The sequence below is a fragment of the Wenyingzhuangia sp. 2_MG-2023 genome (assembly GCF_030548295.1).
Taxonomy (GTDB): domain Bacteria; phylum Bacteroidota; class Bacteroidia; order Flavobacteriales; family Flavobacteriaceae; genus Wenyingzhuangia.
Map to the genome: position 1 here is coordinate 15,767 of NZ_JAUOSB010000018.1, position 13,984 is coordinate 29,750.

Consider the following 13,984-nt stretch of genomic DNA (forward strand, 5'->3'; position numbering starts at 1 on the left):
TAGCAATCGTATTCTCTAAAATTACAAATGGTTGTAATTTTGCACTATAATTCATGAACACTTAATTAGAAAATATGGCTTTAAACAACAACGAAAAAATACTTTACAGTCGTCATTTGCTATTAAGTGAGATAGGGTTAGAAGGTCAAGAAAAAATAAAATCAGCTAAAGTATTGATTATTGGTGCTGGTGGTTTGGGCTGCCCTATCCTCCAGTATTTAACTGCTGCTGGTGTTGGAACCATAGGTATTGTAGATGGAGACACCGTGGATGTTACCAACTTACAACGTCAAGTTTTATTTTCTATTGATGATGTAGGAAAATCAAAAGCTAGGGCAGCAACAAACAGAATGAAGCTATTGAATCCTTATGTGAAATTTAATGTGATTGATTCTTTTTTGACTGTTGACAATGCTATTGATTTGTTTGAAAAATATGATATTATTGTAGATGGTTCTGACAATTTTCAAACAAGGTATTTATGCAACGATGCTGCTGTACTAGCGAACAAACCTTTGGTGTTTGGATCTATTTTTAAGTTTGAAGGACAAATCTCTGTATTCAATTACAACAACGGCCCCACATATCGTTGTTTATATCCTACTCCGCCAAAAGAAGGTTCTGTTCCATCTTGTTCAGAAATTGGAGTTTTAGGTGTTTTACCAGGAATTGTAGGATGTTATCAAGCAAATGAAGTAATTAAAGTTATTTGTGAGATTGGTGAAGTTTTATCAGGAAAACTATTGACCATCAATACACTTAACAATCAAAATTTTGTGTTGAGTTTTCAAAAAAATGAAGCTATCAAAATAACTAAATTAATAGATTATGATTTCTTTTGCAATGTCATGAATCAAGCAAACATTCCTACTATAGAATATAAGGAATTGATGCTCTTATTAGAAAAAAATGAAGTAGAATTGATTGATATTAGAACATCCGAAGAAAGAGAAATATTTGATATTGGAGGGAAACACATTCCAGAAAAAGAAATCCGAAACAACCCTTTATTGCTACATGATAAAAAACAAATAGTCTTGTATTGCCAAACAGGAAATCGAAGTGCACAATTGATTCAGGAATTAAATTTACCTGTAAAATCTCTAAAAGGAGGAATTCGTCAATAAAAATAATAATGCATAAAAAAAGCATCACAAACGTGATGCTTTTTTTATATCGAAAATATATGATTAAATCCGTCTGCTCTTGTGGCCTTATGGATTTTATCGTCTGTTAAGAATCTTTTTAAATTCTTAATCTGACCTTCTTTCTTACTTTTTTTATAGTGCAACGCATATAAATTTTTCCCGCCTTCTGGTGTCCTATATTCTATAAACACAACATCATATATACATGTAGTCCCAAACTTCGTTGTAAAAGATTCACTTGTGTTTTTTTTTACAATTGGAGAACCTCCAGTACGAATTTTAACCATGTTTTGACTACAGTTGATCTCTATATTTTCGTACAAAGCTTTAGACTTGTAATCATTTGTCAAAAAATATCCACTATACTCTTCAAAATAGCCAACAAAAACAACCTTAAGGATGTCATTCCATTCTATGACATCTTTCTGACCTTTAACATCTAACACCTCAAGTCCATGGGGATCAAACGTTAAAAAATTTCTAAAACCAAATCTGGCTAATAACTTTTTCATAGTGCAAATATAAATAACACGATTAACGTAATGAGTCTATTTACCTTAAAATAAACCTTCTATTTAACAAAAATCATTATTCTAACTTATATGAAATTGTATTGATGTTCGTTTTTATTTCATACTATTTTTTCATAATTACTCTCACATTCATTTCTTCTACTTTTTTAGTAGACAATTTAGAAGGAGATTTAAATAATAAATCTTCAGAACTTCCTGTTTTAGGGAAAGCCATCACCTCTCTAATAGAAGCTTTTTTCTCTAAAATCATCATCAATCTATCTACTCCCCAAGCAATTCCACCATGTGGTGGTGCTCCATAATGAAACGCTTCATACATCGTGCCAACACTCTTTAACATCTCTTCTTTATTGTAACCCATATTTTTATAGGTTGCTTCTAAAATTTCTGGTTTATGAGCACGAACAGATCCTCCACCTATTTCATAACCATTTAAGATTAGGTCATATTGTTGAGCGATAATCGTTCCTATTTCCTCACCTTCTCCATTCATGTGTTTATCCAAATCATAAATAGCTGGCATTGAGAATGGATTGTGTGTAAACGTCCATCTTCCTTCATCCGTTTTCTCAAACATTGGGAAATCTACTACCCAAGCAGGTCTCAATTCCTTAGGATTGATTAATCTTAACATAGCTCCCAATTCCTGACGAACAGCATCTAAAGCTTTATTAGCTGTAGAATAATCTGCTGCAGAGAAATAAACAATATCTCCCACTTGAGCATCTGTTACATTAATAATGTTCTGAGCAATTTCTTCACCTAAGAATTTGATAATTGGTGATTGTAAATCATTTTCATTAACAATAATATAGGCCAATCCACCTAATCCATGTTGTTGTGCAATAGAAGTTAACTTTTCAATCTGTCCTTTAGACATACGTTTTCCTCCTTGTTCCTCAGCAGAAACCTTGATACATTTTACAATTCCACCATCTTCTATAGGCTTAGAGAACACCTGGAACGTAGTATCTTTTACAATATCTGTAATGTCTTGCATTTGCAATCCAAAGCGTAAATCTGGTCTATCACAACCATATTTATCCATCGCATCTTTATAGGTAATCACTTCAAACGGACGTAGAATCCATTTGTTACCATATATTTTCTTTACAATAGTATTAAACATCTCTGTATTCAAATCAATGATTTGTTGCATAGATGCATAAGCCATTTCTATATCTAACTGTGTAAATTCTGGCTGACGATCTCCACGAGAATCCTCATCACGGAAACAACGAGCTATTTGGAAATACTTTTCAAAACCACCTACCATCAACATTTGCTTGAACTGTTGTGGTGCTTGTGGCAACGTATAAAATGCTCCGGGCTCTTTACGAGAAGGCACAATAAATTCTCTTGCTCCTTCATCTGTTCCTGCAGTTAAAATAGGTGTTTCTACCTCTAAGAAACCATCTTCATCTAATAGGTCACGAAGTAATTTAATTACTTTATGACGGTTGACAACTGCCTTACGAACGTCTTGATTTCTATGATCTAAAAATTTGTATTCAAAACGAACCGCTTCGTTAGAGCGTGTGGCTTTTTTAATTTCAAAAGGTAAGGTTCTAGATAAATTTAAAATATCTAAATCCGTAGCTTCTAATTCAATTTTACCGGTTCTCAAACCTGCATTGTAATCACTCTCACTACGTTGTACTATTTTACCCGAAACGGCAATCACAGATTCTGGTTTTAACCTCACCAACTCATCTAAGTTAGGGAAAGATTCTCTAGACAAACGTACTTGAATTACTTCGTAAGAAGAATCTCGTAAATCAATAAACATCAACTCTCCATGATCTCTTACTGAACTCACCCAACCTGACAAACCAACGGTTCCATCAATATTATCCTCAGTAATCTGAGTAATCACATGAGTTCTATATTCTTCTTTAATGATGATTGGAATTTTCGGAAGTTCTTCTTTTTCCTTAGTATTAAGTACTGAGTCTTGAGTATTAAGTTCTCCCTCTGACTTTGTACTTTGTACTTTAGACTCTGTACTCGCTGAAAGCGTAGCCAAAATCATTTCACGAACTATATTTCCTGGAGCTCCTTTTCCAATCTTTCCAATTACTTTTCCTACTAAAACTCCTGCTTTTCCTTTGTTACCTGCTTTGATATCATTAGCAATCGCTTCGTTTTCAGTAATAGCAGCATTTACCGCATCTTGAATTTGATTTTCAGAAATGCTATTGTCTGCAAAGTATTTTTTATAATCAAATTTAGCATCTGCTAATAAAGATTCAATCGCTTTTTGAACCAATACATTGGTTACTTTTCCATCTTTGAAAGATTTAAATATAGAGCTTAAATCTTCTATATTTTCAATCTTATCGTAATCTTCTGCTTTTAAATTATTGGTTAATGTTTTAGCAACAAAAGCAACATCTCCAATGGCATCAATTAAAGTCATTACGGTTTTAGAACGCAAAGCATCTGCCGTAAAAAACTTAGCATCTTGAGGTAAAACTCCACCTTCAATCAACTTAGATTCTACAAAATAAGGCAATACTTTAGGATCTACTGAAATACTATCTACCACATCTTTAATGGCTACAAAAGGTAAGTCTGGCTCAGAAATATAACGATAATCTGCATCGTATTCTTTCTTACGCATCACCTTGGTTTGCTTTAAAGCTTCATCCCATAAAACTGTAGTTTGATCTGGTCTAAATTCTTTATGCTCTAAAAAGTAGTTTAATTGCTTTTCTATTTCTTCTTTTAAAGCCTCTACCATAAACTTAAACGAGTTTAAGTTTTTAATCTCGGTACGAGGGTTTAAAACATCTGTTCCTTTGATACGTAAAGAGACAGATACATCAGATTTAAACTGACCTTTATCTAAGTTAGCTTCAGAAATCCCTAAGTTTTGTACAATACGTTGAATATATTGTGCATAAGTAGATGCATCTTCTATATTACGAATACACGGCTTGGTAACAATTTCAATTAATGGAACTCCTCCTTTGTTAAAATCTACCAAAGAAATGTTTTTCTCGTGCACCAATTTTGCAGCATCTTCTTCAACATGCACCTGCTCAATTTGTACGGTAAATTGAGAACCATCATTACGATAACAAGCCACTTCTCCGTCTGGAATGATAGGATTGTGAAACTGTGTAATCTGAATATTTTTTGGATTGTCTGGGTATTCATAATGTTTACGATCCCAAGAAATTACTTCGTTAGAAAACGTAGAATTTACCGCTTTACCAAAATAAATAGCCTTTGTGATTGCTTCTTTATTAATAGCTGGCAACACTCCCATTTGACCTGTACATACCGGACAAATATTTACGTTTGCTTCTTCACTTTCTTCGTTAGCACATCCACAAAATAATTTTGATTTTGTGTTTAATCGTACGTGCGTTTCTATCCCTGCAACTAACTCTATGTTGTTTTCTTCTAATAGAGCATTTAATCTATCTAATTCCATTATTGCACTTGGTTTAAGAAGTTAGCAAACTGTAAAATAGTTTGTTCTTTGTTTTTAGCTCCTGTTACTTGAATTCCAGTTTCTGTTCCAAACGGACATGTTAACGTTGGTAACTGTCCTAAACTGAAACCAACCGTATAAGCATCCGACAAATACATGGCATGTGGATTGCTTAATACTTCTCCTATTTTAGGAACAGGTCCTGGTGTTACAGGTGATAAAATAATATCTACATTGTTAAAGTCTGCTTCAAAAGCAGCTTCAATCTCTTTTCTTAATTCTTGACCTTTTAAATAAATAGCATCGGAGAATCCTTGAGACAATACTTGGTTACCTCCTACAATTCTACGTTTGGTTTCTTCTGTAAAGTTTTCCGAACGAGTCACCATGTAAGTTTCTTTCAAGTTTTTACCCTCAATACGATCTCCGTAATTGGTACCATCTAATCTTGATAAGTTAGAAGCCGTTTCTGCCATCGCTAACGTATAGTAAGTAGAAACTAAGGTATCTGCATCAAAGAAATCTAATTCTTGAACTTCGTATCCTGCTGTTTTTATTTTTTCGATGGTTGCTAAAAAGTCAGCTTTTATAGTTGGATCAATTGCATCGTTCTCTATAAAGTTTTTAAAGTAACCTACTTTAATTCCTTCTGGTTTAGATGCCACTACCTCAGCATTGATTTCTTCAGAAACAATAGATGTTTGATCTTTTCCATCTTTTCCACTGATGACATTCATCACAATAGCCACATCTTCTATAGATTTTGCCAAAGGCCCTACGGTATCTGTAGACGATGCATAAGCCATCAGACCAAAACGAGAAACTCGTCCATAAGTAGGTTTTAATCCGTAAATTTTATTGTATCCTGCTGGCTGACGAATAGAACCTCCTGTATCTCCACCAATAGAAAACACCGTATAATCAGCAGCTACGTTTACTGCAGAACCTCCGGAAGAACCTCCTGCAACTAAACTTGTGTCGATGGCATTTTTAACACTTCCAAAAACCGTATTTTCAGAAGAAGAACCGTGACCAAAACTATCGCAATTTTCTTTAGCCATGGGAATAGCTCCCGCATCTAACAACTTTTGAATAGCTGTGGCTGTGTAAGCTGATTTGTAATTTTTTAACAAATCTGAACTTGCAGATGTATAAGTTCCCTGAACCATGTACACATCTTTAATTCCAAAAGGAATTCCTTCTAACAAACCTATTTCTTCTCCGTTGGCAATTTTAGCATCTACTTTTGCAGCAGCTTCTAAAGCCAATTCTTCTAAAACAGTATTTACCGAATTGTATTTATTTTCTTTTAGTAAGTCCAATTTTTCTTGTACAAAAGCAGTACAAGTGTATTTTTTCGCTACTAAATCTTGATGTATTCTTTTTATTTCGCTCATTATTCGCGCTTTTGGCTTTTAGCTCTTGGCCATTAGCTAAATGCTAACCGCTAAAGACTAAAGGCTAGGTTTACCCCTCAATTACTTTAGACACCACTAAATACCCATCTTTCTCTTTTGGAAAGTTTTCTCTAATGATTTGTTTGGTGATTTCTGAACTATTTTCTACAACATCAGCACGTAAGTCATCAATAGACATGGCATTCTTTGCATTTTGATTTGATGAATTTTGATTGATTTCTGCATTTCTAATTACATCAAACAATTGATCCACCGCCTCAGAAGACTTTGCTCCTTTGATACTAGACAAAATGTCTACAGGCATTATTTTACTCATTTCTTCTTTGTTTTAAGTCAGACTTCAAGTCCGCGAAATTACAAAAGTTTTGACGGAGTAAAAAGGTTTGAAACTTTAAAGTTTAACTCAACATCTAATCAAATAGAAAACAGCCAAATTCCACTTAGGAATCCGGCTGTTTTCACGAACAACTATAAAAAAAACAACTACTATTTTATGGTAATCTGATACTGTAGTACCGCCATACCTTTTCTATCTTTTTCTTTCAAACTTACCTCATCAAAAACAGGTCTGTATTGATACCCTAAACTCAACTTATTTCCATGTCCGTTTAAAAAGCAATTCAATGTAAAATCATACAAAGTCATTGACTCATTTAAAGCATCCCAATTGGAATGTTGTATTGCTATATTTGGCTGAAAAATTAGTTCTTTTCCTAAAACTTTTGCTCTAGAAAACGCATATCCAAACTGGGTGTAAAATGTATCTCCCGTACCAATCATTGGAAAAGCAACTCCTGCTCCATTAAAATCATCTCCGCCAGAAAAACCAGGATTGTTAGCCCCCACATTTCGAATATAATCTTTCCCAAATCCGTAGTGATAATATCCTAGATAAGCTGTAATACCATCATCTTTGTTCAAAGGTAAGCTCAAAAAAGAATCTACTGCCCAATGTTTTAAATCGTAATAATTTGTTGAGGAGTCTGATACATCTCCATCACTCATCGCTTTTTTCTGATACTGAAATCCTGCCCCAATATTCCATACTTTTTTTGTATTGATATAAGTCCCAGTCTGATATGACGACTTGTTTGACTCTTCTTCCCAAAACTGATATTTTACGTAAGACGACGTTTTAACTCTAGGTCTATTATTGGCAAAATCCGTAGCTCCAGATGGTGCTGTAGTTACCATAATAGGGTTGTTAAACACCAAACGATAATCAAACTTAGCCACTTGCCCTTTAAACCAAACTCCTACATTACGACCTAAATCATCCGTTTTATTCACTTCATTCAAGGTAAACAATGGAGAATCTAACCCCATTAAACTCTTACTTGATCTAACATTCCAACGATTCAATCCTTGCCATCCTGATTTCCCCACCCCAGCTTCAAAAGCTTTACTAAAACCATACTCTGCATACAAATCTAAAACCTGTAAAGGAAAATCTTTAGATGATGAAACTCCTATATTGTAATTGTTTCCGCCCAACAATGCATAGGCATATATTTTGGGTGTAATTTGAGAAGAAACAGGAATTCTTAATCTACGAATAGACACATCCGCAAAACTTTTTGTGCTTTCTCCATTCATAGTTGTTCCTTCATTCAACTCTGAATATCGCAACCAAATTTGCGTGGTTAGTGACCAATTCACTTTAGGTTTGAATTCTTTTTCTTGGGCATTAACAGCAGTTAAAACCAATACAGAAATCAACATTATGTATTTAAATTCTTTCATTTAATTTTTCTTTATGTCATTAAATCAATCCAAAAAACTGAAAACCTAACACTACCAATACCACTATTACAGGACCTAATAAACCAGCTATCAAACCTCCAAATCGGAAATCTTTTTGCTCTATGAGCCCCGTACTAAAAGCAATTGCATTCGGCGGAGTAGAAATAGGGAAAAACAAAGCTGTAGAAGCACTAAACCCAATGACCAATGGTAGAATAATAGGGTTGTCTGTTGCCAAAATAATTGCTATTGGAATTAAAATAGTAGTGGTTGCAGTGTTACTCATAAAATTAGACAAAACCACCGTTATGAATGCAAAGACTCCTATCATCATGTAAGGATTCAAATTAAAATCATTCAACAATCCTACATAGTAAGCTGCAAGTCCCGTTTCTTTAATTGCCAAACCTAAAGACAAACCTCCTGCAACCAGCATTAGCGTATCCCAAGGCAATTTTCTTACATCTTCAGAATCTACAATTCTAAACATAGTTAACAACATAATAGGTAACATGGAAACCGTAGAAGCCGAAATCCCATGCAATTTACTTGTCAGCCACAATAACATAGTTACTGCCAAGACCCCCAAAACAAATTTCTTTTTCATCATAAAAATCTCTTCGTTTGATCCTTCTTCTGGTTCTCCTTCACTTAAAAATCCTAAATCGATAGAAGATATTCTAGGAATGTATTTCGTTATCAAAATTTTCCAAAAAATCATCACCAAAATAATTGCAACAGGAAAACCTATCATCATCCATTCTAAAAAACCGAATTTAATCCCGTTCTGCAACAAACCATCAACCGCCACAGCATTGGGTGGAGAACCAATAATAGTTCCCATACCTCCAAGTGATGCTGCTGCAGGAATTCCAATCAACAATGCTTTGGTAATTTTTGCTTCTTTTGGTAATGTTTTTAAAAAAGGCAATACGGATGCAATCATCATTGCTGTAGTAGCCGTATTACTCATAATCATAGAGAAAATAGCCGTTACTAACATAATTCCCAACAAAACAAACCTTGGTTTGGCTCCAAATCTTTTAATGGTTAATTTAAAAATTGTTTTATCCAAACCTACTTTCTGCATGGCTTCTGCCATAAAAAAACCACCTAACATTAACCATATTACTGAGTTAGACCACGTTTGCACATATTTTTGTACTATTTTATTAGACGTTGTAGGATCTATATCGTGGTAATGTTTCCCCAGAGCAAAGACCAAGAAACCAAAAATAAAAAGCCCCACCGTAAAAGGTGGAATAGCCTCTGTAACCCATAAACAAACTGATAATATTAGTAAAAACAACACATAGATTTGTGGTGTATCTAATGCAGGAGATTGTAATAAATAGGTTCCTCCAAAAGCTACAATAACACTTAATAATAAATTGATGATTCTTCCTTGAAAGCTCACCATATGTTGAATTCTGGAGTATTTTCGGATTGAGGCGGACCTTGAATCTGACATAATTTAGTTGTTTTAGTTCGATGTTGTAAAATTCCGTAGAAAGCATTCATAATTCTATGACTTAGGTCATATCTACTCATTTTTACAAATAACACAATATTTTATAATTTCACTATCTTTTACCTAACACTACATCGTTTTCATTAAAAAATTATTCAAAAACCAACCATTTTATCTCGAAAATCAACATTTAAGCTGCCTAAGAATATAAGTATTACACTTACAAAATCTCTAAATTAAAGTTGATGGAACCTTAAAAAATCTACATCAACCAGTTTTTAAAAATCCTTTTTCAAGGCTTGAAGGAATATTTTTGAAAAATAAAATCACAAAAAATCACAAAATTCAAAATAAACGCATTTTTAAGCGATTTAAGACACTTTATTCAATTGACTAATTCCCCAATTTCTCACTACAATCCCTTTAAAAACGCCCTTATTTATTTATATTTGTTAGGTTGGATTATAAAAACAATAAAATAGAATGAGTAATAATATAGAAGACAAGCAACAATATTCTGCGGATAGTATTCAGGCCCTGGAGGGAATGGAACACGTTAGAATGCGACCGTCCATGTATATTGGAGATGTTGGAATTAGAGGTTTGCATCACTTGGTATATGAGGTAATTGACAACTCTATTGATGAAGCTTTGGCTGGACATTGTAACAGCATCAATGTTTTTATCAACGAGGGAAACTCAATAACCGTAAACGATGATGGTCGTGGTATTCCCGTTGACATGCACAAAAAAGAGGGAGTTTCTGCTTTAGAAGTAGTAATGACTAAAATTGGTGCTGGTGGTAAATTTGATAAAGATTCTTATAAAGTGTCTGGAGGACTACACGGTGTTGGAGTCTCTTGTGTGAACGCACTGTCAGATCATTTAAAAGCTACCGTTTACAGAAACGGACAAATATACGAGCAAGAATACGAAAGAGGTAAAGCTTTGTATCCCGTAAAACAAGTAGGGGTTACTGAAAAAAGAGGGACTGAAGTTACTTTTACTCCAGACAGATCTATATTTCAACAAACTACAGAATACAACTACGACACTTTAGCTGCTCGTTTAAGAGAATTGTCTTTCCTTAACAAAGGGATTGTCATCACCTTAACAGACAAAAGAGTTACCAATGACGAGGGAAATCATCCTACCGAAACCTTTACAAGTACCGAAGGATTGAGTGAGTTTGTAAAATACTTAGACGGAACACGTGAGCAATTAACCGCAGGTGTTATTGCAATGGAAGGTGAAAAAAACGGAATCCCTGTTGAAGTTGCTATGGTATACAACACTTCGTATTCCGAAAACTTGCATTCTTATGTAAACAACATCAACACACACGAAGGTGGTACACACTTGTCTGGTTTCCGTAGAGGATTGACCACTACTTTAAAAAAATACGCAGATGCTTCTGGAATGCTGAGCAAATTAAAGTTTGACATTTCTGGAGATGATTTCCGTGAAGGACTGACCGCTATTGTATCTGTAAAAGTTCAAGAACCACAATTTGAAGGACAAACAAAAACAAAATTAGGTAACCGTGAAGTTTCTGCCGCTGTAAGTCAAGCCGTATCAGAAATGCTGACAGATTACCTAGAGGAACATCCAGACGATGCAAAAGTCATTGTTCAAAAAGTAATTTTAGCAGCACAAGCCCGTCACGCAGCTACCAAAGCTCGTGAAATGGTACAACGTAAAACCGTAATGTCCATTGGAGGTTTGCCAGGTAAACTGTCTGACTGTTCTGAAACAGATCCTGAAAAATGTGAAATTTTCTTAGTTGAGGGAGATTCTGCAGGAGGAACTGCAAAACAAGGTCGTGACCGTGAATTTCAAGCTATTTTACCTTTAAGAGGAAAAATCTTAAACGTAGAAAAAGCTATGAATCACAAAGTTTTTGAAAATGAAGAAATCAAAAACATGTTTACCGCTTTAGGTGTTACCATTGGTACAGAAGAAGATAGCAAAGCATTGAATTTATCAAAATTACGTTACCATAAAGTAGTAATTATGTGTGATGCCGATGTTGATGGTTCTCACATTGCTACTTTAATTCTTACCTTCTTTTTTAGATACATGAGAGAGATGGTTGAGCAGGGTTATGTATACATTGCCACTCCTCCTTTATATTTAGTTAAAAAAGGAGCAAAAAAAGAATACGCTTGGTCAGATGATCAACGAGACATGATCAACCTTAAACTAGGAGGATCGGCTGGTATTCAGCGCTACAAAGGTTTGGGAGAAATGAATGCAGAACAATTATGGGACACAACCATGAATCCTGAATTTAGAACATTACGTAAAGTAGTTATTGATAGCGAAATAGAAGCAGATCGTGTTTTTTCTATGTTGATGGGTGATGAAGTTCCACCACGTAGAGAATTTATTGAGAAAAATGCAAAATACGCAAATATTGATGCTTAATTGAATAAGCTCTATTTTTCACATCTATAAAGAGATGAGCTATGTAGCTCATCTCTTTTTTTTCGCCTTTAAATAATTGAACAAAAAAGACTATGTATTTTTTGTAACTTCGTAACAACTATAGATTAAAACTAGACTTATGAAAAAACTAATTTTATCCATCGCTCTGATTAGTTGCGCATTCACCTCTAAAGCTCAAGACATAGAAGACTTTTTGGTTCTTGGAGAAGATGCAGGAACCATGCTGCAATCTTATATGGATCCAGCTTTTAAAGGAACCATGTACAACCTTAACAACGGCTGGTACAGAACCGCCAAACCTCATAAACTTTTAGGTTTTGATATCACTTTAAACGCCACGCTATCTTCTGTCCCTAATAAGGATAAAAATTTTACATTTAGAAACGGAGACTACAACAACGTATACATAAAAGGAACCGATGCCAGCGATGCAAACGCAAGCACTGTTTTACCAACCTCTTTTGGAGGAAGCACAAACCAAACACTCGTATACGAAGAAGAAGTTAGCTTTCTTGGATTGTCAGAAACTAGAAAATACGAATTTGATGCTTTGAATGGACTCACAGAAGAATCAGGATTTGACCAAGTGCCTTTGGCCATGATTCAAGCAGGAATTGGATTGCCATTCAAAACGGATGTAACTTTTAGATTTGTACCCGAAGTAGGAAGCGACAGCTTTAAAACAGACTTATTTGGTATCGGTATCAAACACAATATCTTACAATATTTACCAATCGCAAAACGTATCCCTTTGGTAGACATCTCTTTATTTGGAGGATACACCAAACTAAACTCTCAATACTTACCAGGAGAAGAAGGACAAAGCATTGATATGGAAGTAAAAACATTTACAGGTCAACTATTAGGATCCGTAGATTTAAAAATTGTCAACTTTTTTGTGGGTGTTGGATATTCCACAGGAGAATCTTCTTTGGTTGTAAAAGGAGACTATGAATTTGAGTATGAAATTGAAGGAATTGGAGTTCAATCAAGAGAAATAGACCCAGAGACATTACCACACTTAAAAAATGACGTGAGTAATTTTATGACTACCGCTGGTATGAGTTTAAATCTAGCTTTCTTTAAAATATATGGTAGTTACACACTTCAAGAATACAATGCCGTAAACGCAGGAATCTCTTTTAGCTTTAGATAATCTATCCAATTACAGTCAACCAATTAAAAAGTCTATTGTGAACAATCACAATAGACTTTTTTGTTTTGTTTCATTATCTTTAGCAGAGCTTTTTAAAAACCATGAAAAAAATCATCTACTTATTGTTATGTACCATGCTATATAGCAACGCTTATGCTCAGACATCTAAGGAAAAAGTCTTAGAAATGATCAAAATAATGCAAGCAGACCAAATCATCAATCAAATGATGGATCAAATGATTCCAATGATGCAGCAACAAATAAAATCTAGTTTAAAAACAGAAGATCAAAAACAAAAACTAGAAAAAATAAATGCTATTATTATAGAAGAATCTAAACAATACACCAAAGACATCATTAACGGTTCTATGGTTACTATTTACGCTAAATATTTTAACACTGAAGACATTGATGCGCTAATTGCATTTTACAAAACTGATGTAGGACAAAAGTTCATCAAACTCACCCCTACCATCACCACAGAATTGATGCAAAAAATAATGCAAGATGAAGTACCCAAATTTCAACAAAGAATAGTCAATAGAATGAAAGAAATAGGAATATAAACTCCTTTAAAATCGATCTTTTTAACAAAGAAACAAAGGTTAATGACCTATATCATGTT

General features: G+C 34.2%; 10 protein-coding genes. 4 read left to right on the forward strand and 6 right to left on the reverse strand.

The annotated features are described in order from the left end of the window. Positions 1-74: 74 nt before the first annotated feature. Positions 75-1,127, forward strand: coding sequence for a ThiF family adenylyltransferase (locus Q4548_RS14050; protein WP_303456043.1), 1,053 nt, complete (start codon positions 75-77; stop codon positions 1,125-1,127). A 44-nt stretch (positions 1,128-1,171) separates the two neighbouring features. On the opposite strand, the gene Q4548_RS14055 is transcribed toward Q4548_RS14050, so the two are convergent. The 6 genes from Q4548_RS14055 to Q4548_RS14080 all read right to left on the reverse strand — a co-directional run bounded on the left by Q4548_RS14055 (position 1,172) and on the right by Q4548_RS14080 (position 9,755). Beyond that, positions 1,172-1,660 carry a hypothetical protein gene (locus Q4548_RS14055; RefSeq protein ID WP_303456045.1) on the reverse strand — a complete coding sequence of 163 codons (489 nt, stop codon included), beginning with the start codon at positions 1,658-1,660 and terminating at the stop codon, positions 1,172-1,174. Positions 1,661-1,784: 124 nt separating this feature from the next. Then, positions 1,785-5,123 (reverse strand): bifunctional amidotransferase subunit GatB/aspartate--tRNA ligase AspS, encoded by a 3,339-nt coding sequence (gene gatB/aspS / locus Q4548_RS14060; protein WP_303456047.1) that lies wholly within the window; start codon positions 5,121-5,123, stop codon positions 1,785-1,787. Further along, a complete protein-coding gene (locus Q4548_RS14065; protein WP_303456048.1) occupies positions 5,123-6,520 on the reverse strand; it encodes an amidase in 1,398 nt (465 codons plus the stop codon). Before Q4548_RS14065 ends, gatB/aspS begins: the two co-directional genes overlap by 1 nt. Before the next feature lie 70 nt (positions 6,521-6,590). After that, positions 6,591-6,857 (reverse strand): hypothetical protein, encoded by a 267-nt coding sequence (locus Q4548_RS14070; RefSeq protein ID WP_303456049.1) that lies wholly within the window; start codon positions 6,855-6,857, stop codon positions 6,591-6,593. A 170-nt stretch (positions 6,858-7,027) separates the two neighbouring features. Next, the gene (locus tag Q4548_RS14075; protein ID WP_303456050.1) at positions 7,028-8,284 is read right to left on the reverse strand and encodes a porin; all 1,257 of its coding nucleotides are present in this window, start codon (positions 8,282-8,284) and stop codon (positions 7,028-7,030) included. 19 nt (positions 8,285-8,303) lie between these two features. Then, entirely contained in the window at positions 8,304-9,755 is a 1,452-nt protein-coding gene (locus tag Q4548_RS14080; RefSeq protein WP_303456051.1) for a DASS family sodium-coupled anion symporter, read from the reverse strand. 483 nt (positions 9,756-10,238) lie between these two features. On the opposite strand from Q4548_RS14080, the gene gyrB reads away from it, so the two are divergent. The 3 genes from gyrB (at position 10,239) to Q4548_RS14095 (ending at position 13,925) form a co-directional block, all read left to right on the forward strand. Further along, positions 10,239-12,182 carry a DNA topoisomerase (ATP-hydrolyzing) subunit B gene (gene gyrB, locus Q4548_RS14085; protein WP_303456053.1) on the forward strand — a complete coding sequence of 648 codons (1,944 nt, stop codon included), beginning with the start codon at positions 10,239-10,241 and terminating at the stop codon, positions 12,180-12,182. Positions 12,183-12,321: 139 nt separating this feature from the next. After that, positions 12,322-13,359 (forward strand): DUF6588 family protein, encoded by a 1,038-nt coding sequence (locus tag Q4548_RS14090; RefSeq protein WP_303456054.1) that lies wholly within the window; start codon positions 12,322-12,324, stop codon positions 13,357-13,359. A 101-nt stretch (positions 13,360-13,460) separates the two neighbouring features. Beyond that, complete coding sequence (locus Q4548_RS14095; protein WP_303456056.1) at positions 13,461-13,925, forward strand: DUF2059 domain-containing protein; 465 nt, start codon at positions 13,461-13,463, stop codon at positions 13,923-13,925. Positions 13,926-13,984 lie beyond the last annotated feature (59 nt).

What these genes read in the sequence shown, in the direction of transcription:
- Q4548_RS14050 (WP_303456043.1), top strand. Translation starts at nt 75, where the DNA reads ATGGCTTTAAACAACAACGAAAAAATACTTTACAGTCGTCATTTGCTA.
- Q4548_RS14055 (WP_303456045.1), bottom strand. Translation starts at nt 1,660, where the DNA reads ATGAAAAAGTTATTAGCCAGATTTGGTTTTAGAAATTTTTTAACGTTT.
- gatB/aspS (WP_303456047.1), bottom strand. Translation starts at nt 5,123, where the DNA reads ATGGAATTAGATAGATTAAATGCTCTATTAGAAGAAAACAACATAGAG.
- Q4548_RS14065 (WP_303456048.1), bottom strand. Translation starts at nt 6,520, where the DNA reads ATGAGCGAAATAAAAAGAATACATCAAGATTTAGTAGCGAAAAAATAC.
- Q4548_RS14070 (WP_303456049.1), bottom strand. Translation starts at nt 6,857, where the DNA reads ATGAGTAAAATAATGCCTGTAGACATTTTGTCTAGTATCAAAGGAGCA.
- Q4548_RS14075 (WP_303456050.1), bottom strand. Translation starts at nt 8,284, where the DNA reads ATGAAAGAATTTAAATACATAATGTTGATTTCTGTATTGGTTTTAACT.
- Q4548_RS14080 (WP_303456051.1), bottom strand. Translation starts at nt 9,755, where the DNA reads ATGTCAGATTCAAGGTCCGCCTCAATCCGAAAATACTCCAGAATTCAA.
- gyrB (WP_303456053.1), top strand. Translation starts at nt 10,239, where the DNA reads ATGAGTAATAATATAGAAGACAAGCAACAATATTCTGCGGATAGTATT.
- Q4548_RS14090 (WP_303456054.1), top strand. Translation starts at nt 12,322, where the DNA reads ATGAAAAAACTAATTTTATCCATCGCTCTGATTAGTTGCGCATTCACC.
- Q4548_RS14095 (WP_303456056.1), top strand. Translation starts at nt 13,461, where the DNA reads ATGAAAAAAATCATCTACTTATTGTTATGTACCATGCTATATAGCAAC.